The following is a 15,350-nucleotide window of genomic DNA, read 5'->3' as shown; positions in this document are numbered from 1 at the left end:
AAAAAGGGTTTTCCCGGCGGGAAAACCCTTTTTGCTGTCTTGCTAATCCAACGTCCGGCCAGATTTGTAAAATCGAAGCGTTTCCAGTACGGAGCAATATTTATCGGAAAAGCTTACAATAAAGCCTTCCCGGTACCTTGGCGGAACCGGAGTCAGCGGCCACATGTGCCGAAGAATAATATCCTTTTCCCGGTCGTTCAGCACAAACTCACGCTGTGCATTCTCCAGAGCCGTTCTGGGATGCGTAAAGCCGTGCAGACCTTTTCTGTCGCTCTTTTCATGCCAGTCGTACAGAAAAAAATCGTGCAGTAAAGCGCCGCGGATCATGCTCCTGCGGTCAACGGAAATTCCCAGCAGCCTGCTCAGCCAAAGGCTTGTGCGGGCAACGGAAATGCAGTGTTCCAGACAGGAAACGTCCGCGTGCTGGATAAATCGGTTCATCCGCCGCACCTGGTCCGAATCCATCAAATCGGACACGCATTCGCTGAAATAAATTTTTTCATTTTGGGTTAGCCGCATATTCTGCTTCGCCTCTTCTTTATGTAAGAGCAGGCAATAAAAATTGCCGGCAACGGCGCCGGCGGGCAAGATCGGCTTATTTTCTCTCTTCCTTCGCATTTTCCGCCGCTTTTTCCGCCAGCTTTTCAAGGCAGTCGCGACAGATATTGTGGCCCCCGAAATTGATGATGCCGTTCATTCCATTGCAGAAGACGCATGCCGGTTCGTATTTTTGAAGAACAATCCGATTGTCTTCATCAACGAATATTTCGAGAGGATCCTTTTCATTTATATTTAGGGTCACTCTCAACTCCTTCGGCAATACAATGCGACCAAGTTCATCAACTTTTCTTACAATTCCTGTTGATTTCAATAAAAGTACTTCCTTTCACCAAAAAGGCTCTTTTTTCTGATCGGATCGATTATAGTATAATTTTCCATATTTGTCAATCGGTTACACTTAAAATGTGAAAAACTTTTAACATAATCAATAATATTGAATTTTAGTCACGAATAGTAATTATACAGTTAATTTCCAAAAAGGGGATGAACAAACTGTTAAATTACATTTGGGCGGGAATGATCCTGTTCAGCGTTTTCTGCGCCGCCGTCACCGGCAGGATGGAGCCGCTTTCAAACGCTGTGTTAAGCGGCGCTTCCGGCGCGGTGACGTTGGTTTTGTCGATGACCGGAATGATGTGCGCCTGGACCGGGCTGATGAAAATCGCAGACGAAGGCGGACTGACGCTGCTTCTTGCCAAAGCGCTGAATCCGCTGATGCGCCGCCTGTTCCCGGAATGCAAGCCGGGCGGTCCCGCCGTGAAGGCGATGTGCATGAACATCACCGCAAATCTGCTCGGTTTAGGCAACGCCGCCACTCCCCTCGGCATCGCCGCCATGCAGGAACTGAAAAAAAACAACCCGACGCAGACCGCGGACAATTCCATGGTAACCTTTGTTGTTCTGAACACGGCCTCCATTCAGCTGATTCCCACAACTCTTGGAATTTTAAGGGCTCAGTACGGTTCCGCCGCTCCGTTCGAGATTCTGCCCGCGGTTTGGGTAACTTCCGTCTGCTCCGTCATCGTCGGCCTGACCGCGGCGAAACTGATGGAGGGCCTTCTCCGTGGATAAGCTTGGAGTTTTCGTCATGCCGGCCGTTGTTCTTTGCATTGTCCTGTTCGGATTTCTTCGCAAGGTTCCGGTTTTCGATACGTTTGTCGCCGGCGCCAAAGAGGGCCTGCGCTCCACGGTCTCGATTCTCCCGTCGCTGATCGGCCTGATTATGGCCGTCTCCATGCTCAGCGCGTCCGGCGCTCTGGACCTTCTTTCTTCCTTTTTGGCCCCTGTCGCCAGTCTGATCGGCCTGCCGAAGCAGGCGATGCCGCTCGCGCTGATCCGTCCGGTTTCCGGCAGCGGTTCCACCGCCGTCCTGACTCAGATTTTTTACGACTGCGGGCCAGACAGCTTCGTCGGTCGTGTCGCTTCCGTGATGTCCGGCTCAACCGAAACGACGTTTTACGCGATCGCCGTTTATTTCGGGGCTGTCGGAATCAAGAAGACCCGCCACACCATACCCGCCGCGCTGACGGCCGACCTGACCGTCTGTATTGTTTCGGCTTTGGCGGTGCGGCTGTTTTTTACTTAATATGAAACAACAGATTTGGAAAACCGTCCCGGTTTATGCCCTTGCGGGAAACCCCAACTGCGGAAAAACGACGCTGTTTAACCGGCTGACCGGGTCGAGCGCGACCGTCGGCAACTGGCCGGGGGTAACGGTTGAAAAGAAAAGCGGATTTGCCCGCTGGAACGGCGGCAAGGCCCGCATTGTCGATCTTCCCGGCGTTTATTCGCTGATTCCCTATACGCCGGAAGAGGCCCTTGCGGGCGATTTTTTACACCGTGAAAAACCGGACCTGATTCTGAATGTGATAGACGCTACCTGTCTGGAACGGGGTCTCTACCTGACCACCCAGCTGCTGGAGCTGGGAATTCCCGTCGTAGCGGTCCTCAGCATGACGGACGCGCTCAACCGGCGCGGAGGGAAAGTAAACTGCCGCCTGCTTTCCGTTCTTCTGGGAATTCCGGTCGTCCCGGTCTGCGCGACGCATGGAATCGGGATCGACACCCTGCTTGAAACGGCGTTCGCGGCCCTGGGCGAGCCGCGAACGCCGCTCCGGCTCGCAGATGACGCGGCAGGCGGCGGCGATCCGGATCTGGACGCGGCACAGGCGCGTTATCGCTATATTCATACCATCGCCTCCAGAGCCGTTACGGGCGGGGAAAGCACGCATACGGTAACAGAACGAATTGACCGGATCGCCACAAACCGGTACTGTTCCATTCCGCTGTTTCTTTTGATTGTTCTCGCAATTTTTGCGCTGACCTTCGGTTCCGTCGGCAACGCGATGATCTCCGCAATGGAGCTTCTGATTCATTCCGCGGCATGCGCGCTGAACGCTTTTCTTTCAGCCCGCGGCGCGTCCGTCTGGATCAAGAGCCTGATACTGGACGGAGTCCTCGCGGGCGTCGGCGCGGTGCTGAAATTCCTGCCGCAGATTGTTCTTCTGTTCCTTCTGCTTTCTTTCCTGGAGGACAGCGGCTACATGGCGCGCGCCGCGTTCATCATGGACGCCCCCATGAGAAAAATCGGCCTCTCCGGCCGCTCTTTCGTGCCGCTTCTGATGGGCTTCGGATGCACGGTTCCGGCCGTCATGGGAACGCGGATTCTGGAAAGCGAAAAGGACAGGCGTCTGACCGTCCTGATTACCCCCTTTCTATCATGCAGCGCGAAAATGCCGGTTTACACCCTGTTCCTGGGGGTCTTCTTCGCACAGCGCCAGCCGCTCGCCATGTTTCTGATCTATCTGCTCGGCGTGCTGATGGGGCTCTTTTCAGCGGTCTTTCTCAAAAGCACCGTGCTGCGCGGGGAACCGGCCCCATTTTTAATGGAACTGCCGGATTACCGCCTGCCAACCCTGGACAACATCCGGAAACATGTCGGCAGACGGGTTCGGGATTTTCTTCAGCGCGCGGGAACGACTGTCTTTTTTGCGACCGTGCTGATCTGGCTGCTTCAGTCCCTCTCGACGGAGTTCCATATGACCGCCGACAGCTCCCGCAGCCTTCTGTCGGCGGCGGGGCAGGCAGTGGCCCCGATTTTTACTCTGTGCGGATTCGGGGGATGGCGTCAAACCGTCGCGCTCCTGACCGGACTCGTCGCAAAGGAAGCGATCGTGGGGGCCTACGGCGTCCTTTGCACTGGAAACCCCGCCGCCGGCCTGCGGGAACTGTTCAGCCCGGTCAGCGCCTGCTCCTACCTGATCTTCATTCTTCTGTATACCCCCTGCTCCGCCGCGCTCGCCGCGATCCGCCGGGAAACGGGACTTCGGTTCGCGCTGTTCAGCGCCGTCTATCAGTTTGCCACGGCGTGGTATGTTTCCGCGCTGTTCTATCAGCTCTCCCTGCTGTTTCAAAGGCTGTTTTCGTAGCGTCTGCTAAAGCCAGGGGTCCGGCACCGCCGACGGAAGTGACGTCAGCAACACGTCCGGGTTTTTCAGAATCCGTCGGAAGTGGCGCATTGCTCTGGCATAATAGTAACCGTCGCAGATACGCTCGTCCACGACAAAGCGGAAATTAATCGTTTTGACGGGTCTCGCTATGCCATGGCGGCTCATTCGGAACGTGGTTTCCTTTTTTCCGACGGAGATAAAAATCGGGCAGGTCCCGAAATCATAGAGATGGTGATAGACGGAACCGATTCCGGTGGAACCGATATCCACAACAAAGGCGCTTGTGTGGAAAGGAGAAACGCGGTGAATCGCTTCCGGCATCAGGCCGGCCTCATCCATATGCCAAAGCACAAACACAACAAAGCGCAGCAAACACACGGGCAGGCGCCTTAAAATTCCCGCAGTTCGGTATGCGCCGTTGTTCTGCGCGGAATTCTTGACCGCCGCGATCCCGTCGTGGAGCTTTTTCCAGATATCCTCCAGTGAATCAGTCGGAGAAAACAACGTTTTCAGCGTTGTGTCCTGACCGGTTTCACTCATCGTATTTTTCACCGCGATGGAGAGGGCGATATGGTTTCTGGCATAGAGTTTTCTGCCGGAAACATAACGGTTCAGACCCGGATGAAGAGCGATCAGGCGCACCGCCGCCGCCATGACGACATGAAGAGTGCTCAGGTCCGTCATGCCGGTTTCCCTGCGCATCCGCCTGACGAACTGCTCCAAATGGGTGATCTCGATTTTTTCTTCAAAAAAGACCATGCTTCCCGTTCTGTTCCGCATCAAATGGGGAACCACCGAGAAAAAAGGGTCGTCCTTCCGGATTCGGAACGAGTCATGGCGGTCGCCGCGCATACGCTTTCGCCCGGGGTAAACTGTGTTCTCCATCGTATCCCTCCTCACTGCATCCTTTTTGTATTATAAATCAGGATATGAAAAAAAACCAATTAATTTCTTTTTATTTTGTGCATTGAATTCTAAAACTCTCTTTGCTATAATAACTGTATTTGATAAAACGGAAGCGGGGAAATTCCTGTTTCCACGGCGGGAGCGGATTTCGAATGATTCTGGTTCTGGACATCGGCAACACAAATATCACTTTGGGTGTTTACGAGGGCACAAAGCTGCTTTTTGTTTCGCGCATGGCGACGGACCGCATGAGGATGGAAGATCAGTACGCAATCGAACTGAAAGAAATTCTGGATATCCACGGCGTTTCCTTCCGGCAGATTGAGGGGACGGCAATCAGCTCGGTCGTTCCGTCCGTCAATCTTTACCTGAAACGGGCGATTCGCCGCCTGACCGGAACGGAGCCGTTCTGCGTGGGGCCTGAAACCAAAACAGACATATTCATCGACCTCAATAACTCCGAAGCTGTGGGCGCGGACCTGATCGTCGGCTGCGTGGCAGCCGCGGAGCTGTTTCAAGGCCCCTGCATTATTCTTGACATGGGAACGGCCACGACATTTGTCGTTCTGGACGAAAACCGTCGGATGCTTGGCGGGGCGATTGCCCCCGGGGTCGGAATTTCGCTGGACGCGCTGACGAACCGCACCGCCCAGCTTCCCTCCGTCAGCCTGGAGGCTCCCAAGCACTTTATCGGCGGGAGCACCGCCGAATGTATGCGCTCCGGCCTGATTAACGGAACCGCCTGCATGATCGACGGCATGTGCGCCCACATGGAAAAGGAACTCGGCAAAAAATGCCGCATTGTGGCCACAGGCGGTTTATCCAAGGAAGTTATTCAACAATGTGAACGCGATATCGTCTATTGCGACACGCTTCTTCTGGAGGGCCTGCGGATTCTTTATGAGAAAAACAAACCGTAAACAAAGTACCTGATTAATCACGAAAAAGCCGCCGTTCCCTAAGTTTGGAACGACGGCTATTTTAAGGTTAAAAAAAGTCTACGCGTTGTGAACAGGTTCTTCGTCGTCACGAAACAGAAATCTCAGGCACCACAGCGCGGAAATGGCTACCACGACGAATACGATGCGGCTGCCGGCCGTGAGCTGCCCGCCAAAGATCCAAGCGACAATGTCAAACCCGAAAAGTCCGATGGACCCCCAATTCAGTCCGCCGATAATGACCAGAATCAAAGCAATTTTATCAAGCATGATATTACCCCTTTCAAAAAGTATTTTTACCGAGGAAATTCATATTATTCATCAAAGAATCATATTTTTATATTTTTATGCGGCGGGATTTACAGGTGCGGCCAACGCCGCACGCAATATGATCGTGTTTTTTCGTTTGCGCGACTTATGGCTCGGTCAGAAAATATTCTATCCCTTTCTCCATAAAATAAAACATTTACAAATCCATTCTTCTATGATAGAATGCATAATGCAAATGCAAATTATTCGCATTTGGAATGGAGTGAACTAATGAAACGATTTAACTTTTACATTGGAATGCTGATCTCCTTTACGATGGTTCTGACAGGATGCGCCTCGTCGTCCGGCGTACAGCAGGCATCTTCGTCCGTGCCGGAAAAATCGGATCAGAAACCTGTTATTGCCGTAACCGTCGTGCCGGAGGCAACCTTCGCCCAAGCTGTCTGCGGCGACTATATGGAGGTAATGACCGCCGTCCCTTCCGGATACAGCCCGGAAACCTATGAGCCGACGCCCAAAGAAAAAGAGGAACTCAGCCGTGCGGCCCTTTATTTTGCGGTGGGTGTACCCGTTGAGGAATCTTCTATTCTCCCGGCTATAGCCGATTTGGATACCATAAAAGTCATCCGCCTTCAGGATGCCGTTTCAAAGGAATACCCAGACCGCACGTTCCCGTCAGGGGAACGCGACCCGCACATCTGGCTTTCCCCCAAGCGCGCAAAGGTGATGGTGGAAACCATTGCTCGGGAATGTGAAACGGTGGATCCGCAGCACAAAGCGCAGTACGGGCAGAATGCTGAGAACTATGCAAAGCAGCTTGATTCGCTGGATTCCGATTTGAAAAACATCTTTTCCAACATGCAAAATAAAAGCTTTCTTGTCTTTCACCCTGCGTTCGGTTACCTGGCCGAAGACTACGGCCTGACCATGTATTCGCTCGAGGAGGAGGGCAAGGAAGCGACTCCGCAGCATCTGCAGGAAATGGTTGATCTGGCAAAAAAGCAAAAGATCCGCGCAATTTTCTATCAGGAGGAAATCGACAGCAAGCAGTCAAAGGCCTTCGCGGAGGAAATCGGCGGAAAAACCGTGGAACTTTCCCCGCTTGCGCCCGATTATGTGGAAAATCTGAAAAAAATGGCAAATACCATGGTGGAGGCTATGAAATGACGGCAGAGCCCGGTCAAAAAGTCGTAGAAATCAGTCACGTAACCGTCCGGTACGGGGCATTCACCGCCCTGCATGATGTCAGCCTTGACGTCACTCAGGGGGAATATCTGGGGATCATTGGGCCGAACGGGGGCGGAAAAACCACCCTGCTCCGCTCCATTCTGGGCCTTGTGCCGATCTCGGCAGGAAGCATTTCGATCTGCGGAAAAGCCCCGGGCAAAACCGGCATGCTGGTCGGATACGTTCCGCAGTTTGCGAATATTGACCGCAGCTTCCCGGTTACGGTGCGCGAAGTCGTCCTGACCGGACGGCTGACACGAAGCCGCCTTCCCTTTCACCGGTATTCCGGAGCCGACCGCGCGGCTGCCGACGCCGCGCTTCAAGAAGTCGGCATCGGAGAGCTCGCCTCCCGGCAGATTTCCGGCCTGTCCGGCGGAGAATTCCAGCGGATGCTGGTCGCCCGCGCCCTTGCGGAAAACCCGAAAATTCTTCTGCTGGACGAGCCGACCGCAAGTGTCGACGCAAAATCGCGCAGACAGATTTACGACCTGCTGGGGGAGCTAAACCGTAAAATGACGATTCTGCTTGTCACGCACGACATGATGGCGGTGTCCTCCCGGGTCCACCGGCTGGCCTGTCTCAACGGCGGTCTGGTTTACCACGGCGAGCCGGAACTCGACCGCAACACGGTCGACGCCCTTTACGGCTGCCCGGTCGACCTGATCGCGCACGGCGTGCCGCATCGGGTTTTAAAAACGCACGGGGAGGACCGATAAATGATTTCCGCTTTGTTTCAATATCAATTTCTTCAGAACGCGCTGGCCGCGGGTCTGCTTTCCAGCATTGTCTGCGGCATCATCGGCGTCATCGTCATCGAAAAAAAGCTTGTCATGCTCAGCGGCGGGATCGCGCACACCTCTTACGGAGGCGTGGGGCTTGGGTACCTGCTGGGATTCGAGCCCATTCTCGGCGCTTTTCTGTTTGCGGTCGGCGGCGCGCTCGCCATCGGAAAAATCAGCCGGAGGAAAACAACGCATTCCGACGTTGTCATCGGCCTGTTCTGGTCGTTCGGCATGGCGCTGGGAATCCTTTTCGTCGCGCTGACTCCGGGTTACCCGCCCGACATGACCTCGTATCTGTTTGGAAACATTCTCTCCGTGACGCGCGGCGATCTTCTTCTGATGGCATGCCTCACGGTTCTGGTTCTTGCCGCCGTGGCCGTTTTTTACGACACCTGGAAGGCCTACCTGTTCGACGAGGAATTCGCGGCCGTGATGGGAGTCGATACCGCGCGCCTCAATTATCTCCTGCTGATCCTGGTCGCGATGACCGTCGTGGTTTTGATCCGGGTGGTCGGGATCATTCTTGTGCTGGCGCTTCTGACCGCGCCCGCGGCTGTCGCGGGCCTGCTGACGAACAGCTTCGGCAGACGGATCTGCTACTCCATCTTCTTCGGTGCGGTTTTCTGCCTCGCGGGGCTCTGGCTCTCCTATACGCTGAATATCGCTTCGGGGGCCTGCATTGTAATCCTTTCCGCCGTGAGCTATCTGATTGTGTACGGTCTGCGGGGCCGGGAACAGGGCCGTGTTTCCTAAAAATTCTGAACCCGGGAGGAAGAAACATCATGGAAGACAGCAAGGGCCGCCTGAAAAGCTGCGGACTGAAAAACACCCGGCAGCGCCGGGAGATCATCGGGATTCTGGAGCAAAGCGGCCGGCCTGTTTCGGCAGAAGGTATTTTTTTCGGGCTGCGGGAGCAGGGGGAAACCGTCAGTCTTTCCACCGTCTACCGCGTTCTGGAGCTTCTGATTGAAAAAAAAGCCGTTCGCCGGCTGAGCACGGTGGAAGAGTGCGGCGCCCTGTTTGAGCTGGACGACAAGCACCGCCACTATCTGGTCTGCCTTGGCTGCCACAGGATGTTCCCGCTGGACGACTGCCCGCTGAAATCCTACGAAAAGGAACTGACCGACAAAACCGGTTTTGACGTGACCGGACACAGCCTTGAAATTTACGGCTACTGCCGGGACTGCCGCGGCAAACGGAAAGGCTGAAACTCTTTTCCCTCCCGTTCTATTGACAAATCCCCGTATAGATATTAGTATATATAGTATTCGCAGTAAAGCAATAAACTATATATTGCCCTGTCTGAAGGGGAATGCGGGAGGAATGTTCATGCTGACACATATTATCAAAAGGGACAGGACCAAAGCGCTGTTTAAAAAGGAAAAAATCGTGTGGGCGATTTTTAAGGCCGCGACCGCGGTCGGGGGAGACGATTTCGCCACTTCGGAACATCTGGCGGATCAGGTTGTTTCCATCGCTTCGCAAAAATACCCGGAGGGCGTAGCAGACGTTGAGGGAATTCAGGACATCGTCGAAAAGGTCCTGATTGAAAACGGACACGCAAAAACAGCCAAGGCTTATATTCTGTACCGCGAGAAAAGACGCTCCGCGCGCGAATCCAACGCGCTGATCGGCGCGACGATCAATATGTTCGGCGAATATCTGAACGACAGCGACTGGAAAATCAACGAGAACGCCAACACGCAGAAATCAATCAACGGACTGAACAATTATGTCCGCGAAGCGTTTACCAAAAACTACTGGCTGCATGAGATTTATCCGCAGGAAATCCGCGACGCGCATCTGTCGGGAGACATTCACATTCACGACCTCGGATTCTTCGGCCCGTACTGCGCGGGCTGGGACCTGCGGCAGATTCTTCAGGGCGGATTCGGCGGCGTGTCCGGCAAGGTGGAATCCAAACCGCCGAAGCACCTGCGTTCTTTTCTGGGGCAAATTGTCAATTCCACGTTCACGACCCAGGGCGAGACCGCCGGAGCACAGGCCTGGTCGTCGTTCGACACCTACTGCGCGCCGTTCGTCCGTTACGATCACATGGATTATCAAGCGGTCAAGCAAGCGCTTCAGGAGTTCATATTCAATCTGAACGTACCGACCCGCGTCGGTTTTCAGTGCCCGTTTTCAAATCTGACGTTCGATATTGTCGTCCCCCGCACGCTGCGCGACCAGAACGTAACGGTCGGCGGAGCCGTGATGCCGGAAAAATACGGTGATTTTCAGAAAGAAATGGACATCATCAACCTCGCGTTCTGCGACGTGATGATGGAGGGCGACAGCAAGGGACGCGTGTTCACCTTCCCGATTCCGACCATCAACGTCACAAAGGATTTTCAGTGGGACAGCCCCGTCGTCAACCGTTTTATGGAAATCACCTGCAAATACGGAATTCCCTACTTCTCCAACTATATCAACTCCGACCTCTCCCCCGAAGACGCGCTTTCCATGTGCTGCCGCCTGAGGATCGACAAAAGCGAGCTGCGCAAGCGCGGGGGCGGCCTGTTCGGTTCCAATCCTCTGACCGGGTCCATCGGCGTTGTAACCGTCAATCTGCCGCGCATCGCCTATGTTTCCAAAACGGAATCCGAATTCCGCATGCGCCTTTGGAAAGAAATGACCATCGCCAAGGAAAGTCTCGAAATCAAGAGAAAGGTCATTGAGGAGCAGACCGAGCGCGGACTGTACCCGTACTCCCGCAATTATCTCAAAGACGTCAAGGCAAAGACCGGGGATTACTGGTACAATCATTTCAACACGATCGGCCTGATCGGAATGAACGAAGCCTGCATGAACTTGTACGGCAAAGACTGTGACCTGACAACGGAAGCAGGGCAGAAGTTTGCAGTCGACACGCTCAACTACATGCGCGACTTCATACTGAACCTTCAGGAAGAGACCGGCCACTATTACAATCTGGAAGCGACGCCCGCGGAAGGCGCCAGCTACAGCCTTGCCCGGCTGGATAAGGCCCGCTATCCCGACATCATCACCGCGGGGGAACAGGAGCCTTACTACACGAATTCGACCCAGCTGCCCGTCGGGTACACGGACGATATTTTTGAAACGCTTGATCTTCAGGATGAGCTGCAGTCTCTTTATACCGGCGGAACGGTTCTGCATTTCTATCTGGGTGAGGAAATTCACGACACCGAGGCCGCCAAGCGCCTGATCCGTAAGATTTTCACCAACTACAAGCTCCCCTATATTTCCCTGACCCCGACCTTCTCCATCTGCAGCGACCACGGCTATCTCGCCGGCGAACATTTCACCTGCCCCCACTGCGGAAAGCCCGCCGAAGTCTGGAGCCGTGTCGTCGGGTATCTGCGCCCGGTTCAGAACTTTAACCGCGGCAAGCAGGAAGAATACCGCGAACGCAAAAAATATGTGATCAAGGAACAGGCCATATGATTTTCGCGGGGATTCAGAAGAGCTCGCTTGTCGACTATCCGGGGCTTGTTTCCTGCGTGCTGTTCGTTCCCGGCTGTAATTACGACTGTTTTTACTGCCACAACCGTTCGCTGCTCGCCGGCCCGCATGAAATTCTTGACCCGAACGCCGTTCTTACGTTTTTGAAAAAGCGCGCGGGCCTGCTCGACGCCGTGGTCGTAACCGGAGGGGAACCGACCCTGCAGCCCGAGCTGACCGATACTTTGCTGGAATTTAAGTCCCTCGGCTACCGGGTCAAGCTGGATACGAACGGCTCGAATCCCGCAGCGGTCTCGGAAGTGCTGAAAAGCGGCGCGTGCAGCTATTTTGCGGTGGATTACAAGGCGCCGTCCGCACGCTATGAGGAAATTTGCGGCACCGGAGCCGACGCCGCCGCCGTGCGGGAAACCGTGGAGCTTCTCCTGGACAGCGGGGCGCCGTTCGAGGTTCGTACAACCGTTATTCCCCAGCTTCAGAAATCCGACCTGCTGCAAATGGCCGCGGAGCTTCCCGCCGTTCCCCGGTGGACGCTGAACCGCTACCGAAAGCCGTCGCCGTACAAGCCCTGCGACGAGGAACGGATTTGCACCGCGCCGTGGACGCAGGAACAGATCGCCGGCTTTGCCCGCAAAATGGCTTCCGCGCAGCCGAACATGGATCTGTCAAAATAAGCGAACCGCCTTTTCCGGCCGGAAAAGGCGGTTCGCTTTATTCTTCCGGTTCAAATTCCCGGTACAGCAGGCTTGGCTGAATCCCGCTGTTGTTCTGGTATTTGCCGCTTTGGTACGGGTCGTAGTCCCCCTCGATCGTGTGGTAATAAATCTGGCAGATTTCAACCCCCGGATAGATCACGATCGGCTGCGTACAGAACATCTCAAGCGTCCAGTATCCGGAAAAGCCCACGTCGCCGAATCCCGCGGTGATATGGATAAACAAACCCAGCCGCCCGACGGAGGAACGCCCTTCCAGCATAGGCACCAGGCGCTCGGTGCGCGTATATTCCGCCGTTCTTCCCAGATACAGCCGCCCGGGCTCCAGCCGGAGGCCGGACTCGGAAATCAGAATTTTCCGAACCGGATTCGGCTTTTTCATATCCAGAACGGTTTTCTCATAAACGAGCAGTTCATTGTACAAAGACAGATTATAGCTGTTCGGATTGATTTTTTTCTCATCAAAGGGCTCAATGACGATATCGCCGCCCATGCGGCGGAGAATTTCCCTGCCCGACAGGATCATAGCTTGCTTCCTTTCCCATATAAAGGACAAATCTTCATGACCGGACCCTGATACAAAAATACGATAAATGCGGTCGCCCGCATTTATCGTACATAATTCACTTTCCGACCGAATTACAAGAAACAGTACCGGCGCATCGGCTCCGGCCTTCATGTATTCTCAGGTTCAGGCTTCTTCTTTCATCTTCGCAAAGCATTCGCTGCAGTAAACCGGACGACCCTCCGTCGGCTGGAACGGAACCTTGCACGGAGCTCCGCACGCTGCGCAAACAGCGTCGAACATCTCTCTCTGCGGTTTCTGGCTCATCCTGCGGGCTTTCCGGCATTCAGGGCACCTTTTCGGTTCATTGGTAAACCCTTTCGCAGAGTAAAATTCCTGCTCGCCGGCAGTCCAGACAAACTCCTTCCCGCACTCCTGACAGACTAACGTTTTGTCCTCAAACATATTTTTTACCTCACTTGTGATAATTTTTTGCCCTGGGACGGAGTTGAACCGACAACCTTTGGAATTTACCAAATGCTCTTGCGTTAAGCTACTGGGGCATCTATAACGAGTGTGATTTCTCACCTCTACGCAACATAGATTATACCAGAATGATAAAATTGTCAAGCGTTATTTTTGAATAAGTGAAAAATATTTAAAATACTTTCTAGTTAGTCATGAAATATCCGTTTTTTTTCAGATATATTGACGATTAAGAGAGAAACACGATTCTTTCCGGGAGTAAAAGGACCATGCCCGCGTTTGACAAAAAAGGAAAAAGAGACCGGCGGAAAATTCCGCCGGTCCGGCATATTCTGACCGCTGTAAAAATCACTTGTAAAAATAACGACTTTAAAGGCGCGGAATCCGTAACCGTGACTCGCATGCTTGGTCATCTCCGGTATCGGGAAACGTGTCATAAGTTGGTTTTTGAACCGCAGCAGATATTCCGCTTTTGCTTTTTTTACTCTGCTTTTTTCAGGCAATCGGGACAAACGCCCCGAAGCAGAATATCCGTCGAATCAATTCGCAGACGGTATTTTCGTTCCGCCTGTTCAATCCGGTCCGCGCCGATATAGTCGTCCGGTATATCAATCACGGACCCGCATTTTGAGCAGACAAAATGGGTGTGTGGTTTCACGTTCCCGTCATATCTCTCCTGACCGTTGACCACACCGACGCTGATAATAGTGCCGTCCTGTTTAAACTGCGCCAGATTCCGGTAAACCGTGCCGAGGCTCAAATCGGGATATTCCGGTTTCAGCTTTTCGTAAACCCAGTCCGCTGTGGGATGGCTTGTCGTGGAACGTACGGCGTTCAAAATCGCCTCCCGTTTCCGACTGTAGTTTCGTCGTTTCTCCATAGGTCACCTCTGATATAATTGACAAAAACAATAATTCCTACTGTTTTTAGTTTAGCACTTCTCACATCGTTTGTAAAGGGTTTCTCAAAATTTTTTAATCGATCTTTCAGTCAAATCAAAATAATGGTATAATTATGTGCGAAATGAAGCATAAGAAAGGACTTGTTATGAAGAAGGACTCCGCAAGGGAATTTGCCCTGATTACGCTGAGCACACTCGTCATATCGGCTGGCATCTACTTTTTTAAATTTCCGAATAATTTTACATTCGGCGGTGTGTCGGGTCTTTCCGTGGTTTTGGGATATGTGACCCCGCTTTCGCCCGCGAGTGTCAACTTTGTTTTGAACGCCCTGCTGGTTGTCTGCGGGTTCATTTTTCTGGGACGGAGCTTCGGAGTCAAAACGGTTTACGCAAGCTTTTTGCTTTCCGGTACCGTCTGGGTACTGGAGCGGCTGGTTCCGATGAAACGGCCGCTGACCGACGACCCGATGCTGGAGCTTGTTTTCGCGGTGCTTTTGCCCGCCTTCGGTTCCGCCCTGCTGTTTCACTCCGGCGCTTCCTCCGGCGGCACGGACATCGTCGCGATGATCCTGAAAAAATACACGAGTGTCGATATCGGCCGGGCGCTGTTTTTCAGCGACCTTTTGATTACCCTTTCTTCTTTCCTTGTTTTCAGCATCAAAACGGCACTGTTCTCTTTTCTGGGGCTTCTTGCAAAATCGCTGATTGTCGACAGTGTGATTGAGAACATCAACCTGAATAAATATTTTAATGTGATCTGCTCCGAACCGGAGCCGATCCTTGAGTATATCGTCAAAAAGCTGAACCGCAGCGCGACGGTATGCGACGCGGTCGGCGCCTACTCCCACCATCACAAATATATCATCTTCACGGTGATGAACCGCTCTCAGGCGGCCCAGCTTCGCAGGTTTATCCGCTCGGTGGAGCCGGAGGCGTTCCTCCTCATCTGCAATACCAGTGAAATCATCGGCAGAGGCTTTCACAGCGAATAAAAACAATGGGGGCTGTTGCAAAATGAATTTGCGATAGCAAATTGCACAAACAAACAGCCCCAAAACAAGAAGATGCGCCTTGAAGCGGGCTGAAAAGCCTATTCATGGCGCATCTTTTCGTGCATTATTTTTCAGCGAGGCTATTTTGCAACAGCCCCTTTTTTTCAACAAAACGCCGC

General features: G+C 53.3%; 18 protein-coding genes. 11 read left to right on the top strand and 7 right to left on the bottom strand.

Annotation, left to right across the window (positions count from 1 at the left end):
* Nucleotides 1-42 precede the first annotated feature (42 nt).
* Complete coding sequence (locus tag HCR03_RS17295) at nt 43-618, bottom strand: HD domain-containing protein (RefSeq protein WP_228725006.1); 576 nt, start codon at nt 616-618, stop codon at nt 43-45.
* Nucleotides 596-871, bottom strand: a complete 276-nt coding sequence (locus HCR03_RS17290) for an AbrB/MazE/SpoVT family DNA-binding domain-containing protein (RefSeq protein ID WP_066645282.1) — start codon at nt 869-871, stop codon at nt 596-598. The genes HCR03_RS17295 and HCR03_RS17290 overlap by 23 nt, the downstream gene beginning before the upstream one ends.
* A gap of 173 nt (nt 872-1,044) precedes the next feature.
* Between HCR03_RS17290 and HCR03_RS17285 the strand changes: the two genes are divergently transcribed.
* From HCR03_RS17285 to feoB, 3 genes are read left to right on the top strand one after another with little or no spacing between them, the layout of a single operon-like run.
* Nucleotides 1,045-1,632: a nucleoside recognition domain-containing protein gene (locus HCR03_RS17285; protein WP_321173051.1), complete on the top strand. Its 588-nt coding sequence runs from the start codon at nt 1,045-1,047 to the stop codon at nt 1,630-1,632.
* The gene (locus tag HCR03_RS17280) at nt 1,625-2,146 is read left to right on the top strand and encodes a spore maturation protein (protein ID WP_139104062.1); all 522 of its coding nucleotides are present in this window, start codon (nt 1,625-1,627) and stop codon (nt 2,144-2,146) included. Before HCR03_RS17285 ends, HCR03_RS17280 begins: the two co-directional genes overlap by 8 nt.
* A 1-nt stretch (nt 2,147) precedes the next feature.
* On the top strand, nt 2,148-3,989 hold the full coding sequence (gene feoB / locus HCR03_RS17275; protein ID WP_187035618.1) for a ferrous iron transport protein B: 1,842 nt from the start codon (nt 2,148-2,150) through the stop codon (nt 3,987-3,989).
* A gap of 6 nt (nt 3,990-3,995) precedes the next feature.
* Here the strand turns inward: feoB and HCR03_RS17270 are convergent, their stop codons facing one another.
* Complete coding sequence (locus HCR03_RS17270; RefSeq protein ID WP_187035616.1) at nt 3,996-4,895, bottom strand: hypothetical protein; 900 nt, start codon at nt 4,893-4,895, stop codon at nt 3,996-3,998.
* A gap of 173 nt (nt 4,896-5,068) precedes the next feature.
* Between HCR03_RS17270 and HCR03_RS17265 the strand changes: the two genes are divergently transcribed.
* Nucleotides 5,069-5,836, top strand: a complete 768-nt coding sequence (locus HCR03_RS17265; protein WP_066645271.1) for a type III pantothenate kinase — start codon at nt 5,069-5,071, stop codon at nt 5,834-5,836.
* A gap of 78 nt (nt 5,837-5,914) precedes the next feature.
* Here the strand turns inward: HCR03_RS17265 and HCR03_RS17260 are convergent, their stop codons facing one another.
* Nucleotides 5,915-6,124, bottom strand: coding sequence for a DUF378 domain-containing protein (locus HCR03_RS17260; protein WP_066645265.1), 210 nt, complete (start codon nt 6,122-6,124; stop codon nt 5,915-5,917).
* Between the two features lie 270 nt (nt 6,125-6,394).
* On the opposite strand from HCR03_RS17260, the gene HCR03_RS17255 reads away from it, so the two are divergent.
* From HCR03_RS17255 to HCR03_RS17230, 6 genes are all read left to right on the top strand, one after another.
* Nucleotides 6,395-7,291, top strand: coding sequence for a metal ABC transporter solute-binding protein, Zn/Mn family (locus tag HCR03_RS17255; protein WP_187035614.1), 897 nt, complete (start codon nt 6,395-6,397; stop codon nt 7,289-7,291).
* The gene (locus tag HCR03_RS17250) at nt 7,288-8,067 is read left to right on the top strand and encodes a metal ABC transporter ATP-binding protein (protein ID WP_066645259.1); all 780 of its coding nucleotides are present in this window, start codon (nt 7,288-7,290) and stop codon (nt 8,065-8,067) included. Before HCR03_RS17255 ends, HCR03_RS17250 begins: the two co-directional genes overlap by 4 nt.
* Nucleotides 8,068-8,886, top strand: a complete 819-nt coding sequence (locus HCR03_RS17245) for a metal ABC transporter permease (protein WP_187035612.1) — start codon at nt 8,068-8,070, stop codon at nt 8,884-8,886.
* Between the two features lie 29 nt (nt 8,887-8,915).
* Nucleotides 8,916-9,341, top strand: a complete 426-nt coding sequence (locus tag HCR03_RS17240; protein ID WP_156990028.1) for a Fur family transcriptional regulator — start codon at nt 8,916-8,918, stop codon at nt 9,339-9,341.
* A gap of 121 nt (nt 9,342-9,462) precedes the next feature.
* Nucleotides 9,463-11,559, top strand: coding sequence for a ribonucleoside triphosphate reductase (locus HCR03_RS17235; RefSeq protein WP_187035610.1), 2,097 nt, complete (start codon nt 9,463-9,465; stop codon nt 11,557-11,559).
* Nucleotides 11,556-12,248: an anaerobic ribonucleoside-triphosphate reductase activating protein gene (locus HCR03_RS17230; protein WP_187035608.1), complete on the top strand. Its 693-nt coding sequence runs from the start codon at nt 11,556-11,558 to the stop codon at nt 12,246-12,248. The genes HCR03_RS17235 and HCR03_RS17230 overlap by 4 nt, the downstream gene beginning before the upstream one ends.
* Nucleotides 12,249-12,285: 37 nt before the next feature.
* Here HCR03_RS17230 and dcd read toward each other — a convergent pair whose 3' ends face one another.
* The 3 genes from dcd to HCR03_RS17215 all read right to left on the bottom strand — a co-directional run bounded on the left by dcd (nt 12,286) and on the right by HCR03_RS17215 (nt 14,158).
* A complete protein-coding gene (gene dcd / locus HCR03_RS17225; RefSeq protein WP_066645247.1) occupies nt 12,286-12,813 on the bottom strand; it encodes a dCTP deaminase in 528 nt (175 codons plus the stop codon).
* Nucleotides 12,814-12,978: 165 nt separating this feature from the next.
* Nucleotides 12,979-13,257: a zinc-ribbon domain containing protein gene (locus HCR03_RS17220; protein WP_066645245.1), complete on the bottom strand. Its 279-nt coding sequence runs from the start codon at nt 13,255-13,257 to the stop codon at nt 12,979-12,981.
* 502 nt (nt 13,258-13,759) lie between these two features.
* Nucleotides 13,760-14,158, bottom strand: coding sequence for a Fur family transcriptional regulator (locus HCR03_RS17215; RefSeq protein ID WP_066645243.1), 399 nt, complete (start codon nt 14,156-14,158; stop codon nt 13,760-13,762).
* Nucleotides 14,159-14,325: 167 nt separating this feature from the next.
* Between HCR03_RS17215 and HCR03_RS17210 the strand changes: the two genes are divergently transcribed.
* Nucleotides 14,326-15,171: a YitT family protein gene (locus tag HCR03_RS17210; RefSeq protein ID WP_187035606.1), complete on the top strand. Its 846-nt coding sequence runs from the start codon at nt 14,326-14,328 to the stop codon at nt 15,169-15,171.
* The last annotated feature ends 179 nt before the right edge of the window (nt 15,172-15,350 follow it).

The sequence above is a fragment of the Caproicibacter fermentans genome (assembly GCF_014303955.1).
Lineage (GTDB): Bacteria > Bacillota > Clostridia > Oscillospirales > Acutalibacteraceae > Caproicibacter > Caproicibacter fermentans.
The sequence above is the reverse complement of the archived record's forward strand: the minus strand, read 5'-3'. Positions and strand labels throughout refer to the sequence as shown.